12 protein-coding genes are annotated in these 15,330 nt (G+C 63.8%); 6 read left to right on the forward strand and 6 right to left on the reverse strand.

The window, feature by feature from the left end; genetic code table 11:
* Nucleotides 1-102: 102 nt before the first annotated feature.
* Both ACP8ML_RS11915 and ACP8ML_RS11920 read left to right on the forward strand, forming a co-directional pair.
* Nucleotides 103-420 (forward strand): hypothetical protein, encoded by a 318-nt coding sequence (locus tag ACP8ML_RS11915; RefSeq protein ID WP_065673109.1) that lies wholly within the window; start codon nt 103-105, stop codon nt 418-420.
* On the forward strand, nt 417-992 hold the full coding sequence (locus ACP8ML_RS11920; RefSeq protein ID WP_065673108.1) for a DNA-3-methyladenine glycosylase: 576 nt from the start codon (nt 417-419) through the stop codon (nt 990-992). The genes ACP8ML_RS11915 and ACP8ML_RS11920 overlap by 4 nt, the downstream gene beginning before the upstream one ends.
* Nucleotides 993-1,345: 353 nt before the next feature.
* Here the strand turns inward: ACP8ML_RS11920 and ACP8ML_RS11925 are convergent, their stop codons facing one another.
* The 4 genes from ACP8ML_RS11925 to ACP8ML_RS11940 form a co-directional block, all read right to left on the reverse strand.
* Nucleotides 1,346-2,596, reverse strand: coding sequence for an anaerobic glycerol-3-phosphate dehydrogenase subunit C (locus ACP8ML_RS11925; RefSeq protein ID WP_486702952.1), 1,251 nt, complete (start codon nt 2,594-2,596; stop codon nt 1,346-1,348).
* 2 nt (nt 2,597-2,598) lie between these two features.
* The gene (gene glpB / locus ACP8ML_RS11930; protein WP_065673107.1) at nt 2,599-3,942 is read right to left on the reverse strand and encodes a glycerol-3-phosphate dehydrogenase subunit GlpB; all 1,344 of its coding nucleotides are present in this window, start codon (nt 3,940-3,942) and stop codon (nt 2,599-2,601) included.
* Nucleotides 3,939-5,573, reverse strand: coding sequence for an anaerobic glycerol-3-phosphate dehydrogenase subunit GlpA (gene glpA / locus ACP8ML_RS11935; protein ID WP_117189519.1), 1,635 nt, complete (start codon nt 5,571-5,573; stop codon nt 3,939-3,941). Before glpA ends, glpB begins: the two co-directional genes overlap by 4 nt.
* A 427-nt stretch (nt 5,574-6,000) precedes the next feature.
* Nucleotides 6,001-6,966, reverse strand: coding sequence for a 2-hydroxyacid dehydrogenase (locus ACP8ML_RS11940; RefSeq protein WP_117189538.1), 966 nt, complete (start codon nt 6,964-6,966; stop codon nt 6,001-6,003).
* Between the two features lie 75 nt (nt 6,967-7,041).
* Between ACP8ML_RS11940 and ACP8ML_RS11945 the strand changes: the two genes are divergently transcribed.
* Both ACP8ML_RS11945 and ACP8ML_RS11950 read left to right on the forward strand, forming a co-directional pair.
* The gene (locus ACP8ML_RS11945; RefSeq protein WP_117189539.1) at nt 7,042-7,560 is read left to right on the forward strand and encodes a MarR family winged helix-turn-helix transcriptional regulator; all 519 of its coding nucleotides are present in this window, start codon (nt 7,042-7,044) and stop codon (nt 7,558-7,560) included.
* The gene (locus ACP8ML_RS11950; protein WP_117189520.1) at nt 7,557-9,095 is read left to right on the forward strand and encodes a chloride channel protein; all 1,539 of its coding nucleotides are present in this window, start codon (nt 7,557-7,559) and stop codon (nt 9,093-9,095) included. Before ACP8ML_RS11945 ends, ACP8ML_RS11950 begins: the two co-directional genes overlap by 4 nt.
* 29 nt (nt 9,096-9,124) lie before the next feature.
* Here ACP8ML_RS11950 and ACP8ML_RS11955 read toward each other — a convergent pair whose 3' ends face one another.
* Nucleotides 9,125-10,531 carry an amino acid permease gene (locus ACP8ML_RS11955; RefSeq protein ID WP_117189521.1) on the reverse strand — a complete coding sequence of 469 codons (1,407 nt, stop codon included), beginning with the start codon at nt 10,529-10,531 and terminating at the stop codon, nt 9,125-9,127.
* 116 nt (nt 10,532-10,647) lie between these two features.
* Entirely contained in the window at nt 10,648-11,139 is a 492-nt protein-coding gene (locus tag ACP8ML_RS11960; protein ID WP_065673103.1) for a MarR family winged helix-turn-helix transcriptional regulator, read from the reverse strand.
* Between the two features lie 347 nt (nt 11,140-11,486).
* On the opposite strand from ACP8ML_RS11960, the gene ACP8ML_RS11965 reads away from it, so the two are divergent.
* Nucleotides 11,487-12,659, forward strand: a complete 1,173-nt coding sequence (locus ACP8ML_RS11965; RefSeq protein WP_117189522.1) for a metallophosphoesterase family protein — start codon at nt 11,487-11,489, stop codon at nt 12,657-12,659.
* Nucleotides 12,656-15,265 (forward strand): ATP-binding protein, encoded by a 2,610-nt coding sequence (locus ACP8ML_RS11970; RefSeq protein WP_117189523.1) that lies wholly within the window; start codon nt 12,656-12,658, stop codon nt 15,263-15,265. Before ACP8ML_RS11965 ends, ACP8ML_RS11970 begins: the two co-directional genes overlap by 4 nt.
* Nucleotides 15,266-15,330 lie beyond the last annotated feature (65 nt).

Below are 15,330 nucleotides of genomic sequence, written 5' to 3' on the forward strand. Positions count from 1 at the left end.
ACTACTGTATATCAAGACACTTGTATATACAACTATTTTGATGGTTATTATTCTCATCTTCATCTGGGTGGCACCGCCCGGTTCGGTACCTAGACTCGGGTTATGAAGTTGAACAAGGCTGAAGACGTCAACACCGCCGAGGTCGCCGGTCTGGGACTGGTCGGAGGTTGGCTCACCGCCCGCGCCACCGGCGTCCGGGGACTCGGCGGAGTGGTGCTCGCAACTGCCGGTTGCTGGGCCGGGCGCACCTGGCTCGCCAAGAGCGGTCCGACGATCGCCGGCATTCTGGGGGCGACCTATCTGGGTGCCTTTGGCGCCTCCCACGGGTTGGCGAAGAAGATCGGCGCATGGCCCGCCGTCATCACTGTGACTGGTGCCACGTGCACCGCCTGCCACTTCCTGTGCGACACCAAGGAATGATCGACCTCTCGGCCCCCGCCACCGACGTTGCCCCGCTGCTCCTCGGGGCGACGATCTGGCACGGACCGGTGGCAGTTCGTCTCACTGAGGTCGAGGCGTACATGGGACTCGACGATCCCGCGTCCCATGCCTTCCGTGGACCGACTCCACGCGCCCGCGTGATGTTTGGACCGCCTTCACACGTCTACGTGTACCTGTCCTATGGCATGCATCGCTGCGTGAACCTCGTCTGCTCCCCCGACGGTGTGGCCTCAGCGGTCCTGCTGCGCGGCGGACGAGTGGTCGCCGGCGAGGACGACGCTCGCCTTCGCCGCGGAGGGGTCCCCGAGAACCGTCTCGCCTGCGGACCGGGAAACATGGGCTCGGCCCTGGGAGCAACCCTCGAGGAGTCGGGGGATCCGGTGGAACTCATCGACCCCGACGCCACATCGACATCCAGCTGGCGGCTCCAACCCGCGGACCGCCCCGTCGAATTTCGTCAAGGCCCCCGGGTGGGGATCAGCAGAAATGTCAACGCCCCCTGGCGGTGGTGGATCCCCGAGGACCCCACTGTTTCTGGGCCTCGGAAGTAGGAATCCGGCCTGCGGCATACGGCGATCAGGACCCGTCGGCCACCCCGAGCCCACGCTCCTCGGTCACGATGACAAAAAATCCCGGCCCACCGGGGGCCTCATCACTGGAGTGATGGAACCCTTCGTGAGCCGGGAATTTTCGACACACGGTACGAACGTGAGTCAAGGGCACCGGCCCCACCAGGGTCACGAAGCGCGCCAGCCACGATCCCAAACACCAAGATCACCACCACGAGCACGTAAAAGGCCGGGACCCGCCCCCACAGCAGGTCCCGGCCGACTCCGGATCACAGGAGGTCCGGCGAAACTGAGCCCCACGCCATCGAAGAGCGGTTCGACTCAGTAGGTTTCGATCAGTCGAGCAGGTTGTCCGACAGTCCGAGGGAGTGGTGAAGCAACCACACCGGATGGACGATCTTGACTCCCGAGGACTTCGAGATCTGCCAACGGCAGGTCTCGGTGTCGCAGACGCCGATGCCCTCGTTGTGATCCTGCATGTGCTTGAACACACCTGCACCGATCTTCTGAGCAACCTCGTAGCGCTCGGCCTTCAGTCCGTAGGTACCGGCGATGCCACAGCACGGCTCGTTGGACTCCAGCACCTTGACACCCGGGATGAGCTCCATGAGCTGCACGGCCGGGAACCCCATGCCCTGGCTCTTGACCTGGCAGGGCTGGTGATAAGGAACCGTGATGTCGATCGGACGGAACCGCGAGGCATCAAGCTCACCATTGCGGTACTCGTCCATGAGGAACTCCGAGAAGTCCCGGGAGCGCACCGACACGTCGTGCAGACGAGGATCGTCAACACCCATGATCTCGTGGGCCTCGTGCTTCATCATGCCGACGCAGGAACCCGACGAGGACACGATCGTCAGTCCCTTGCCGAGGCTGATGATCTTGTCGCACAGGTTGAGGATGTCCTTGGTGGCACCCTCGAAGAGGCCGTTCGACTGCTTCGCCAGACCACAGCAGCCCTGCTTCGGGACGAGGACCTCATAGCCCAGGTGCTCGAGCACCTCGATGGACTTCTTGGAGGTCTCGGTCTCGAAGTAGCCACCGGCGCAGCCCTGGAAGAAGACGATCGGACCCTTGGTGGCCGGCTTGGCCGGCTTGTGGTGGCGCATCCACTTGCTGAGGGTCTCGGTCTGAGCGATCGGCATCGGGGCGTCACGATGGACCTTGATGATCTTCTCGACAGCGATACGGATCGGCTTCTGCTTGAGGCCCCAGTTGGCCAGCGGAGCGATCGGGGACAGCACGCGTCCCTCGAGGGTGGTCAGCGGAATGAGGCGGTCACGCAGCGGAACACCATTCTGGTGCTTCATCTTCATGGCGGCCTGCTCGTTGAGCTCCGCGATCTTCACGCCCTGCGGACAGTGCAGGGTGCAGATGCCGCAGAAGTTGCACCACTCCAGGGAGTGGTCAACGGACGCTCCGTCACGGTAACGCTCACCCTGCGGGCCGTTGTACTTCGGACCGGTGTAGAGCGGGGTGGCCTTGGCGACCGGGCACATCGTCTCGCAGATCGTGCACTTGACGCAGGCGTCGAGCGACTGGCGCGAGACCTCGTGTCCGGCGAATGTCTCCTCGATAACACCCATGATCAGTTCCTTTCCTTGGTCGCAGCAGCCGCCCCGACCGACGACAGGATGGCATCGGCGGCCTTGATGGCCGAGCCGAGGGCGATGCCCTCACCCGACTTCTCCTGCCACCTGGTGGCGCCGGCGATCACGCCACCGGAAGCGTAGACATTGGAATGGACGGGCTTGCCCTGGTAGGTGACGAGCATGTTCTCGTCCACCTGGACGCCACACAGGAAGAGCGGCTGCGGGGAACCCCAATAGTCACCGTGGACCAGGTCTTCCTCCTCGACGCCCTCCGGCATGGTGACCGGGAGGTCGAGGATGGTCTCGTGCAGCTTGCCGTGGGAGTCGAGCTTGAGGGCTCCGGACTCGAAGCCACCACCAGCGAGGACGACGGCGTCCGCCTTGATGTCCTTGCCGGCGCCGGCAGTGCCGACATGCACGGAGACGACCTTGCCGTCGACGACCTTGCAGCCGGTGACCTTGGAGCCGAGCACGTAATCGACGCGCTCGTTCTTGGCGGTCACGACGAGCTTGTTGTTGAGACGCATGCCTGGCACGCAGGGCGGCAGGGACGCGATCTCGAACACCTTGGCTCCGAGGATCTTGCTGAAATCAGCAAGAACCTCGGCGTGGCTGTCGATACCGAGGACGGCCGGCAGGGCGACGATCTCACCGGGGTTGACGAATCCCTTGAGGCCCTCGGCCAACACCCGACGGGCACGAGCGTTGTCGAGGGAGCGCGCCATGTTCAAGCCGGTGGCGTCATACTCACCCTTGCGGGGCTCGAAGTCGACGACGACGGCGCGGGCGGAGGCGTGGCCACCGCCGGGCAGCTCGGTGCGATCGATGTTCTGGGCGATGAGGCCTGCGTGGAAGTCCTTGTACTGGGCCAGACCGATGACGACGACCTTGTCGCCGTCCTTGAGGTTGCCGTTGATCATCGACGGCGGGACCAGGGCGGTGGGACGGATCGCGCCAACAGCGGTCGGCAGATTGATCGTCGACTCGGCGTCGCCGACCAGGAAGGACTCACCGACGACCTCACGCAGGAAGTCGATGCCCTCCTTGACAGCTTCCACGCCGATCTTGGCGTAGGGGTGCTCGGGATGCTCGGAGGCGTACTTCCTGACGGCCTCGTAAGGCTTCTCGACGCGCTCAGGGGTGTAACCAAGGACGTCTATGGTGCCCTGGCCCAGCTGCAGGCCGCCGACACCCTTGGTGACGAGGGTCACACGGGCGCCACCACGGCGAAGACGCAGGGCGGTGGTCAGGCCGGCCAAGCCCGATCCGACAACGACGACGTGCGGCGCCTTGAAGCGGTCGGAGGTCGGCGATGAGGTGGTAACGGTTGCGGTGCTCACAGCTCGACCTCCTGCTGCGGGGTGGGAAGGTGCTCGACGTCGAAGGTGCCCTGGAAGATCCAGTCATCGAGGACAGTCTGACGAACCTGCTCGCCGTAGAGGATCGGCCACAGGCCGATCCACCGGTTCTTGAGGAACAGACGCAGCAGACCGGTGGCGCGCTCGGCGTCGATGCTACCCTCCTCGACGGCAACGCCGGTGGCGCGCATTGAGCAGAAGCCGCCCTGGCAGGGGCCCATGCCCAGACGCAGCTGACGACGCAGGTCGTCGAAGGTGGCGTCGGGCTGCTCGGCCAGCAAGTCGGTGAACATCTTGCGGCTCATCAGCTCACACTCACAGATGATCTGGTCGTCGAGCTTCTTGGACATCGGGACGGCTTCGGGATCGCCACCGCGAACCAGGCCGGTGCTGGCGCGACGCTCCTCGTTCTCGCCCAGACGATGGGTGATGAGGTAGTTCTTGCCGACGGTCGAACCGGGCACGGCCTCCTCGGCGGTGCGGCAGGGACGGTCGTCACCAAGCTGCTCACACATGACGTCGACGACGTTCTGGGCCATCAGACGGTAGGTGGTGAGCTTGCCGCCAATGATCGACACGATGCCATTGACACCGTCGCGGGAACCGTGGTCGAGGATGCTCATACCGCGGGACATGTGACGGGTGTCGGTGGCTGCGACTCGCTTGTCCTTGAACAGCGGGCGGGCACCGGCCCAGGCGTGCACGGCACGGGCCTCGCGGAATCCGGGGACCAGGGCCTCTCCAGAGTCAAGCATCTGCTGCACCTCGTTGCGCGGGATGGACAGACGCTCTGGATCGTCAGCTTTGACGTCAGTGGTGCCGATGATCGACACGGTGTGCACCGGTACGAGGATGTCGCCGTCAGTCGGGTAGATACAGCGGTTGACGACCGTGTTCACCAGACGGTGATTCATGGCGATCATGATGCCGCGGCCGGGGACGACATCGACGTCGTGACAGCCGACGAGCTCGGCAATACGTCCGGCCCACGGGCCGGCGGTGTTGATGACGAACTTGCAGTCGATGCGGATCTGCTCGTCGTGCTTGAGGTCGTGTGCGACGACCGCGGTGATCTGGTCGCCCTCACGGATGATCTCGGTGACGGCGGTGTAGGTCATCACCTTGGCGCCGTACTCGATAGCGGAGTGAGCAGCTCCCCAGACCATCTGCCAGCCGTCGACCGAACCGTCCTGAACGGCGAAGGCACGCTTGATGCCGGGGTTCACGCGGGGCTCGCGGCGCAGCGCCTCAGCAGTGGAGATCTCCTCGAAGGGAACCTTCGACTTCCTGGCACCCTCGATCCACTGATCGGAGAACTCCAGGTCGTCCTCCGGGGTGACCACGAAGAGTCCACCGGTCTTCTCCACGGCGTCGGCGTGGATGCGAGTGACAATTGCGTTCTCCTCGGCGCACTCCGTCGCCGACCCGGGATCAGACACGACGTAACGGCCACCGGAGTGGAGCAGGCCGTGGTACCGACCGGTCGTCCCTTGGCCGAGGTCGGCCTTGTCCAACAGAACGGCGCGGTATCCACGCATCGCGACGTCCCGCACGACGCCCGCACCGGTGGCACCGCCACCGATGACGACGACGTCTGCGTCCATGGTCCTCATTGAATGCTCCCTTCGAAACCATCCGGCATGTGGGGTGTGGCGCAAGGGGTTCTCGGTGCCCCGCCACCGTTGCCAGGTACTTATCAAGGTTAGGGAAAATAATGGGCCACAACCACCAGAACCGGCTTTTGTGCATGTTCGTGCAGACCCTTGGGAACAGACGTGCAAACGGCTTCATGGCGCGGTTTTCACCCGATTACACCTCGCCTCTGGCGTCGCAATTTAGGCAAAAAATAACTTGTTTAAATAATAGAAAGACAAGAAGGACAATTGTGTGAATAACCACTCATCCTCACCTTGGGACAATTCCTACCGCGTCATCACGTGGTCCCCTCGCTGTCGCCGAACAGAGTTGAGCCCGATTCCCGACAGCAGGGGCCTACTGTCGGGAATCGGGCTTGCTGCAACAACGCTGTAAGCGAACGGGTCACTCCACCGGAGTCTCGGCCGGCTCCCCCGACAGCACCTTCGCGATGTTGCGCGCAGCCAGCCGACTCATGGCCTCGCGGGTCGGCAGGGCAGCTGATCCGATGTGCGGCAGCAATACGACGTTCTCCATCGTCATCAGATCCCCAGTGATTGTCGGCTCGTCCTCGAACACGTCCAGGCCGGCACCGGCGATCGACCCAGCCTTGAGAGCCTGGACGAGAGCAGCTTCGTCGACACAGGCACCACGTGCGGTGTTGACGAGGTAGGCAGTCTCCTTCATGGTGGCCAGGGCGTCAGCGTCGATGACATGGCGGGTCTGGTCGGTGAGCGGGCAGTGCAGGGAGACGGCGTCAGAGGTGGCGAGGAGCTCGTTGAGCTCGACACGACGAGTCGGCTGGGTGCTCGGATTGACGGCGTCGATCGCTGCGACGTCCTTCTCGTGACGAGCGTTGTAGATGACGTTCATGCCAAATGCAGCAGCGCGTCGGGCCATAGCCTCGCCGATCTGCCCCAGGCCGATGATGCCGAGGGTGGCTCCCTGCAGACCAGCACCCAACATGAAGGTGTGGTCGTAACGCCAGGCCTTGCCGGCGCGCACCCAACGCTCCGCCTCGCCGGTGCGGCGGGTGACCTCAAGCAGCAGGGTGAACGCAAGATCAGCAGTGGCCTCATGGAGGACACCTGGGGTCGAAGTCACGACCACTCCGGCTTGCCTGGCGGCGTCAAGGTCAATGTTGTTGAACCCTGCGGCGCACTGTCCGATGACCCTGAGTTTCTCACCCTTCCCGATCATCTCGGCGTCGAGGGGGTCGGACAGGCTGGTCAGGAGTGCGTCGGCGGTGACGATCTGGTCGGCGAGTTCCTGGCGATCCATGAAATGGTCGCCGCCCACGATCTCATGACCGGGGAGTTCCTCGTTGACAACGGACATGAGCTGCGGTGCGGTGACGATGATGCGAGCCATGGCATCACTGTAGGTGAACACGACCCATCGAAACAGGGCATCGCACAAATTGATGCAGTGTGCAACAATTCCACTGTGCAGATTTCGCAGGGTGCAACGAAATCGGAGGGGCTGAACCCCGACCATGCCGATGTCGAGAAGGCACTTCAGGCGTCATGGGCCCTCGTCGACGTCGCGGCCCGATCCCTCGCCGAGCTTGCCGAGGATGTCAGTGCCCCCCAGTACCGACTTCTCGTTCTCATCGACGCAGGGGTGACACGCGGGGTCGACCTGGCTCGCGACCTGGAGGTCCACTCCTCGACCATCGCGCGGATGGTCGAACGCCTCGTCGCCAAGAACCTCATCGACCGCTCCCCCGACCCTGATGACCGTCGCGCCAACGTGCTCTCCCTCACCCCGCGTGGCTCGAAACTGGTACAAGCCGTCAACGAACATCGTCGACGTCAGCTCATTGACCTGCTCAGCCAGCTGGAACCGGGAGAGATCGAGATCGTCGTCACCGGGTTCACCCTGTTCACCCGCGCCGCCGAGGCCAGTGGCCACGGCACTCCCACTTCCAACCGCTCCTGTGCAGAGGACTCCAGCCAGCAATGACCGAGACCGTCGTCCATCCCGAGACACGGGCCGCGTGGGCCAAGCGTCTGAGACGTCTGCGCCGTGCCCTCGTCCCGCACCGACCCAAGGCCTTCCGAGACTCCCTCAACCGATGGCTGCTCATGGGCACGGTCATCGGCATCGTCTCGGGCATCGGCGCCATCATCTTCTTCTTCTGTCTGGAAACCGGGACCCACTACTTGCTGGAGACCTTGGGCGGATATACCCCGCCGGGCACCCTCGGTGAGGGAGACGGTAATCCGGGAACCGGCCTCACCCGACCCTGGGCCATCCCACTGGTCGTCACCGGTGGCGCGCTGGTCTCGAGCATCCTGGTGTACTTCGTCGCTCCCACTGCCAAGGGCCACGGCACTGACAACGCCATTCACGCTGTCCATCACGACCCGACGGCGCTCAAGGGCAAGGTCGCGGCCGTCAAGATCATCGCCTCGTCGCTCATGATCGGTTCCGGAGGCTCTGGTGGACGTGAGGGCCCCACCGCCCAGATCAGCGCGACCGTCATCTCCTCGCTGTGCAAGAAGCTCAAGATCGCCACACCGGACGCCCGCATCGCCGTCTCGGCAGCAACTGCCTCGGGTATCGGAGCGATCTTCCGTGCCCCGTTGGGTGGTGCTCTGCTGGGTGCTGAGCTGCTCTATCGCGACGACCTGGAGTCCGACGCGATCATGCCGTCCCTGGTGTCCTCGATCGTCGCCTTCGTCGTCTTCGGATCGGTCTACGGATTCGAGCCGATCTTCGGATCGCTGAGTGGAGTGCAGTTCTCCCAGCCCCTACAGCTCATCTGGTACGTCCTGCTCGGTCTGGCTGCCGGTCTCATGGGCAAGTTCTACGTCGACGTCTTCTACGGCGGCACCAGGTTCTTCGACCGACTCGAGAAGGTTCCCGGCTGGCTCGTCCCGGCCATCGGTGGCCTCGGCGTCGGCCTGCTCGGCCTGGTCATTCCGGCTGCCCTGGGAACCGGTTACGGATCGGTGCAACAGGAGATGTTCGCCGACAACCTCATGCGCATGCCCCTGCTCATGGTGCTGGCCATCCCGTTCGCCAAGGTCCTCTCGACGACCCTGTCGATCGGCTCAGGCGGTTCGGGTGGCGTCTTCGGCCCCGGCATGGTCATCGGCGGCGCCACCGGAGCTGCGCTGTGGCGTCTTCTCGAGGGGCTTCCAGGGATTCCCTCCTCCCCGATGAGCTTCGTCATCGTCGGCATGATTGCCTGCTTCGGATCGGTGGCCCACGCACCGCTCGGCATGCTTCTCATGGTTGGCGAGATGACCGGAAACCTGTCGATGCTGGCTCCCGGCATGATCGCCGTCGCCGTGGCTGGACGGGTCGTCGGAGACATCTCGATCTACACCTCCCAGCTCAAGGACCGTCTGGAGGGCCGTCGTGTCCACGCCATGGGTCGTGTCACGAAGCCGGCCGAGGTCAAGTCCGAGGACGAGGCGGCCAGCCCGAAGCCGTCCATCAAGAAGCCGGCGACCAAGAAAACCGACGGAAAGACGAACACCCTGCCGTAGAAGCCGGTTCTCGGCACGCCAGTCCGATCTCAATCAGTCGTGGGGCGGAACGGGCTGCGTCCATCGTGGAGCGACCAAGCGATCCCGACGAGGTACAGCACGACGACAAGAGCTCCCGTTGACAACAATTGGGCGCGCACGTCGGGAGCGAACATCCCCAGCACCATGATGCTCACCAACAGAATCATCGCGGCCCAGGACACCACCGGGAATCCCTTGATTCGCATCGGTAGCGGAGTGCCCTCGCGCTCGACCTGACGACGCAGCACGTACTGGGAACAAATGGTGAAGAAGTAGGTGACGATGATCGTCGAGCCGACGATGTTGAGCAGGGTGCCGAGCACAGTGTCACCCCACCAAAAGGTCGCCAGCACGCAGCAGAATCCGAAGAGCACACTGGCGAGTACGGCCATTGCAGGCACCGAGCGTCCCCTCGTTCGCATCGCGGCGCGGGGGGCCATGCCTCGCTCTGCCAGGGAGCCGAGCATTCGGGCTGCGCCGTAGAGGTTGGCATTGAGGGAGCTGAGCAGGGCGAGCACGATGACCAGAGTCATGACCTCGGACGCAGCGGGGATACCGGCGCGATCAAGCACGGCGACGAAGGGGGAGGTGCCGAGTTTGGGGTCGTCCCAGGGAACCGCGATGACCATGATGGCCACCGACCCCATGTAGAACAGCAGGATCCTCCACACGATGGTGCGCACCGCTCGGGACACGTTTCGGGCTGGGTCCTCTGTCTCGGCGGCTGCCACGGCCATGATCTCGATACCGCCGAAGCTGAAGGTCACCATGAGGAGGGCGGCCGCGATGCCGGACCACCCATTGGGCATGAACCCACCGTGTCCGACGAGGTTGGACGCTCCGGCCGCGGGGGCTGCCAGTACGCCACAGATGAGCAGCACACCGATGACGAGGAAGACGAGAACTGCTGCCACCTTGAGCAGTGCGAACCAGAACTCGAACTCCCCGAATCGGTCGACCCCGAGCAAGTTGACGGCCGTCAGGACGACCAGGAAGATAAGTGTGAGTAGCCACACCGGTGCTATCGGCCACATGGCGACAAGGGTTGAGGCGGCTGCGATCGCCTCGGCCGCGACGACGATGACCAACTCGATCCACCAGACCCAGCCCATTGCGAATCCGGCGGCCGGGCCCATGGCTCGCGAGGTGTAGACCGAGAAGGCACCGGAATCGGGATGGGCCGCAACCATCTCGCCGAGCATGTACATGATGGCAATCACGAGTAGACCGGCGACGACGTACGCCACCAAGGTGGCCGGACCGGCCGCCGCAACCCCCTTGCCAGAACCGACGAAGAGCCCGGTCCCGATAGCCGATCCCAAGCTCATCATCACAAGATGGCGGCCCTTCATCCGGGGCTTGCATCCTGCGGGGTCCGTGGACGTCTGAGTGACGCCCGTCGTCTGTGTGGCCATGGTCGCTCCTCACCTGCGTGTGGGTGGGGCTGATGTTAGGACCGAGTCCACGGTATGGAGATTGGCGTTTCCGTAGGTGGGACGGGACGCAGCTGACCCGACTCAGCTGCTGGGGGTCAGTCGGCGTCGCCCAGCTGGCTCTTCTCCTCCTCGGTGAGGCCGTCGCAGATGCGACTGAGAATGGTCTCCAGGTCGTTGAGATGACCATGATCCAAACCACCGAAAACAACCCGACGCACCAGGGCAGCGTGTCCGGGAGCGGCCTGCTGCAACGCCTTCATGCCCTGGTCAGTGAGGTGGATGATGGCTCCCCGGCCGTCGGAGCAGCAGATGCGACGCTCGACGAGGCCACGCTTCTCCATACGAGTGAGGTGATGGGACAGCCTCGACCGTTCCCATCCCATGTGCTCAGACAGTGCGACGACTCTCATCTCGTCGTCGTCGGTCTCCGACAGTCGGACGAGGACCTCAAAGTCCTGCACGGACAGCTGTGAGTCGCGCGACAGTTGACGATTGAGCACAGCTGGCAGGGCGGTCGTCACCTCCAACCACAGGCGCCAAACCCGCTGTTGGTGGTCGTCCAGCCAAACGGTGCGATCCTCTGTCACTGTGCCTCCTTCGTTCCTGAGTATAGGAGCCCGGTAGGCGCCCTTGGGCCCATCAGAACTTCCTCTTGTTGACGTATCACCTTTCTCGAGCCATGATAGTTGACATATAAACCGGAGCATACGGAGAACAAGGAGAATCACACGACTGACATCATCGCTGCCAACGGCACCTCCACGACTGCCAACGCCGAAGGCGACGCTCACGTGTGCCGTCAAGGACGATGCCCTGAAGCTCGGGATCAGCACCACCGAGCAGAGCTGATTGCCAAAACTCCACCAAACCCCCACCTGACAAGCCAGAACATCCGTCGCACAGAAATGTCCGGGTCCTCTCCTATCGTGTTGCCATGACGAGATTCCTCCATACCTCGGACTGGCAGCTGGGGATGACTCGGCACTACCTGTCCAAGCGGGGCGATGATGACCCGCAGGCACGATTCACTGCCGATCGCATCGAGACGGTGCGCAGGCTGGGCGAGGTCGCCCGGCAGGAAGATTGCGATTTCGTCGTCGTAGCCGGCGACGTCTTCGAGACCCAGAACGTCTCTGCTCAAATCATCGCCCGCAGCTGTGAGGCGATGGCCTCCATTGGCTTGCCTGTGTACCTACTACCGGGAAACCACGACAGCCTTGAGCCCGGATGTCTGTGGGATGGAACGGAATTCACCCGTCGCTGCCCTGACAATGTCTGCGTCCTGCGTGACCGGTCAGAAGTCGACGTCACTGACGCTAATGGCTCCGTCATCGCGAAGATCGTCGCCGCTCCCCTGACGACTCGGCATCCATCGACGGATCCGCTGGCAGAACTCGCCACCAGTCTGGAGCCCACCCAGACCCCTCGCATCCTGGTTGGCCACGGCCAGCTCGAGGGATTGTCCGGTGACACCCGGGAGGCCCTCATCTCGCGGGCTCCCCTGGACGATGCCACTGCCCGTGGCGCATTGGCCTACGTCGCTCTGGGAGACCGCCACATCGCATGGCCGGTCGGCGATGACCACGCTGCAATTCGCTACAGCGGCACCCAGGAGACGACGAGCTTCAACGAGGACACCGTCGGCACCGCAGTTGTCGTCGACCTCGACGCCCCGCTCACCTGCAAGACGATCAAGGTTGGCACCTGGTTGCACGCGCGAGTCAGTCAGGAGGTCGCAGGCGAGGCAGATCTGGAAGCCCTGAGGGACCGGTTCAATTCCTTCGACCACCGGGACCGCACCATCATCCGCTATGACCTGCATGGCCAGCTCACCATCTCCCAGAAGGCCGAGCTCGACGAGATCATCGCCGACCACGAGACGGTCTTCGCCAGTTTGGAGCCCAGTGAGAACCGCCACGATCTCACGGTCGTCGGAGACGATGCCAGCCTGGCCGATGCCGACCTACCGAGCTGGGTGAGGGATGCTGCTGCGGAATTGTCGACCATGTGTGCCACCAATGAGGACGCCGTCTCGGCGCTGACCCTCCTGCGCCGGCTCGTGAACGCGGAGAACCCGTCGACACGCGCTGCGGAGGTGACACGATGAAGCTGCATCGCATCCACGTCGAGAACTTCAAGGCCATCGAGAACCGCACCCTTGAACTGCCCGATACCGGGATCGTCGTCGCGAATGGCCCCAACGAGGTCGGAAAGACCTCGATGGTCGAAGCGCTGGACCTCGTCCTCGGCACCAAGTACAAGGCTTCCTCCCGGGCACAGGAGGTTCGACGGGCCCAGCGCTACGGCACCTCACTTCCGGTGGTCGTCGAGGCCGAGATGACGATCGGTGAGCATCGTTTTGCCCACCGCAAGAGCTTCCTCAAGGACAAGGAATCCTGGTTGAGGTTCATCTCAGGTCCACGGGCCGGACAGATCGTCACTGGGGACGAGGCCGTCGAAACGATGGAAACTCTGCTGGTCGGAGCGGACATGACGCTGTGGAATGCCCTGCGGCTCATGCAAGCCAGCAGTCTGTCGCCACTGCGACTGGATTCCTCCAAGGCTCTGACAGCAGCGCTCGAGCAGGCAGGCGGTCAGAAACCCGACGAGGGTTCGATCGGCGGTCTCATGGACCGAGTGCGTGCCGAGTACGAGGTGTACTACCAACCCACCACCGGCAAGGAACGGAGGGGAGCTTTCCAGGAACGGGAGCAGCTGGAGGCCGTCAGCCATGCACTCGACGAGGCTTCGACACGTCTCAAGGAGGTTGACGAGGTCGTCGAGGCTCTCACTCGGATCAATGAGCAGATCAGCCACGACCACGACGTCGTGGCATCGAAGACGGCCGAGTGTCAGCAGACCAAAGCTGCCCTCGACAGTCTCACCGAGCTGGAGAAGGAGGTTGAGACCACCAGTCGCGCTGCCAAGGAGGCGGCGCAGCATCACGCCGAGGCCAAATCCGCTCACGGGGTGCGAGTCAAACTCGTTGAGAGCCTCACCGAGGCTCGCGAGAGGCATGAACAGTGCAAGCAGGTGGCCGTCGAGAATGCCGAGAAGGACCGAGCGCTAGCCGCTGAACTCGCGGAGACCCAGAGCGCCCTCGACGACGCCGCGTCGAAGGTCACCGAGGCCGAGACTGCGGAGGAGGGGGCACGACGTACCCTCGCCGCTGTACGAGCCGGTGAGGAGGCCGCAAAGGCGCGCAAGCAACTGGACCGCGTCATCGAGCTCAGGGAGCGCCTCTCTGACGGACAGCAACGTCTCGAATCCGAGAAGGTGACGAGCCAGCTGCTGACCAAGCTCAAGGAAGCCGCCAAAACCGACGCCATCGCCAAGGAAGCAGCGGCGCTGGCCAGCACCCAGCTCATCATCGAGCATCGGGACGAGGGAGATCCCCTACGGATCGACGGCGCCACACTTGATCTGCCTGTCGGCCAGACGAGCCAGCACAGCATCGACGGTGAGCTCGTCATGGAGATGGGCGATGCGTGGCGACTGAGAATCTCCCCCACCTCCGAGGTCATGAACCTGGCACGCGACGCGGAGACGGCGCACCAAGCGGTCGTGTCCCTCTTCGCGGAGCTCGGCGTGGCCAGCCTGGAACAGGCCGAGGCCCGCATGGCCGAGCGCAAGGTCCTCCAGTCGAACCTCGCTTCCTGGAAAGAGCAGCTGGAGCGCGAGCAGGGCGAGAGCACCATCCAGGAGCTCGAGGCGCTCGCCGATCAAGCCAGCGAGGAAGTTACCCTCACGGCCACAGAGGCCCAGAAGCTGGAGGACGACGCCGTCGCCAAGGCCAACGAAGCGCGCAACTCTGAACGCCAGGCCCAGGCTCGCCTCAAAGCGGTGGACAAACGTCGCGGCGAGACCCATGAGAAGTCATTCCGCGCCAATATCGACCTCGACAGCGCGGCCGAGACCGTCACCCGACTCGCCGAGGAGCTTGCCACCGCACGGGAGGCCATCCCGGACGGCGACCTGGCCGAGGCTCTCACGATCGCCGAGGAGGAAGATCGCGTCGCAAAGGTCGACGCCGAACGCGCCGCAGCTGCCCTTGCCGAACGCAACCCCGACCAGGTCCATGCCGAGGCAGAGGGAAGCCAGCTGGCCCTCAGCAAGGCAACCTCTCGTCTCAAGGAGGACACCGACCGTCAGTTGGAGCTCAAGGGCCAGCTGCTTGGCCTGGGCCGCCAGGAACGCCAGGCCGACGTCGACGCCTTGGCCAGCAAGAAACACCAGCTCTCCCGACGTGTCGCCGGGCTGGAAAGCCGAGCACGATCAACGAGGCTGCTGTACGAAACCCTCAGCCGTCACCTCGACCAGGTGCGTCAGTCCTATGTGGCCCCGTTCACCAGCGAGATCGACCGGATCGGCAGGGCCGTGTTCGGTCAAGACCTCCACGTCGAGATCGACTCCACTCTGACGGTGGTGGCTCGCCAACTGAGGGGCGCACGCCTGGAGTGGGATCAGCTGTCATCGGGAGCCCGGGAACAGCTGGGACTGGTGGTCCGATTGGCTGCGGCCCGCCTCATTGACCCCGATGACGGAGTTCCCGTGATCCTTGACGATGCCTTGGTCTACTCGGACCCAGTGAGGGTCAGGCACATCCTCACCGAGGTTGTCCAAGGGGCTCGAACGAGTCAGATCGTGGTGCTCACCAGTGCTCCTGAGAGGTACGACTCGGTTCCTGGGGCGCAACAGGTTCGCTTCGACTGAGCCGTTCCGTCGCGGGAGGAGGCTGGTCCGACGCCCATCGACCTCGAGCCAACGAGCCAACGAGC

The sequence above is a fragment of the Cutibacterium sp. LaCa_255 genome, assembly GCF_057458005.1.

What these genes read in the sequence shown, in the direction of transcription:
- ACP8ML_RS11915 (WP_065673109.1), top strand. Translation starts at nt 103, where the DNA reads ATGAAGTTGAACAAGGCTGAAGACGTCAACACCGCCGAGGTCGCCGGT.
- ACP8ML_RS11920 (WP_065673108.1), top strand. Translation starts at nt 417, where the DNA reads ATGATCGACCTCTCGGCCCCCGCCACCGACGTTGCCCCGCTGCTCCTC.
- ACP8ML_RS11925 (WP_486702952.1), bottom strand. Translation starts at nt 2,596, where the DNA reads ATGGGTGTTATCGAGGAGACATTCGCCGGACACGAGGTCTCGCGCCAG.
- glpA (WP_117189519.1), bottom strand. Translation starts at nt 5,573, where the DNA reads ATGAGGACCATGGACGCAGACGTCGTCGTCATCGGTGGCGGTGCCACC.
- ACP8ML_RS11940 (WP_117189538.1), bottom strand. Translation starts at nt 6,966, where the DNA reads ATGGCTCGCATCATCGTCACCGCACCGCAGCTCATGTCCGTTGTCAAC.
- ACP8ML_RS11950 (WP_117189520.1), top strand. Translation starts at nt 7,557, where the DNA reads ATGACCGAGACCGTCGTCCATCCCGAGACACGGGCCGCGTGGGCCAAG.
- ACP8ML_RS11955 (WP_117189521.1), bottom strand. Translation starts at nt 10,531, where the DNA reads ATGGCCACACAGACGACGGGCGTCACTCAGACGTCCACGGACCCCGCA.
- ACP8ML_RS11965 (WP_117189522.1), top strand. Translation starts at nt 11,487, where the DNA reads ATGACGAGATTCCTCCATACCTCGGACTGGCAGCTGGGGATGACTCGG.
- ACP8ML_RS11970 (WP_117189523.1), top strand. Translation starts at nt 12,656, where the DNA reads ATGAAGCTGCATCGCATCCACGTCGAGAACTTCAAGGCCATCGAGAAC.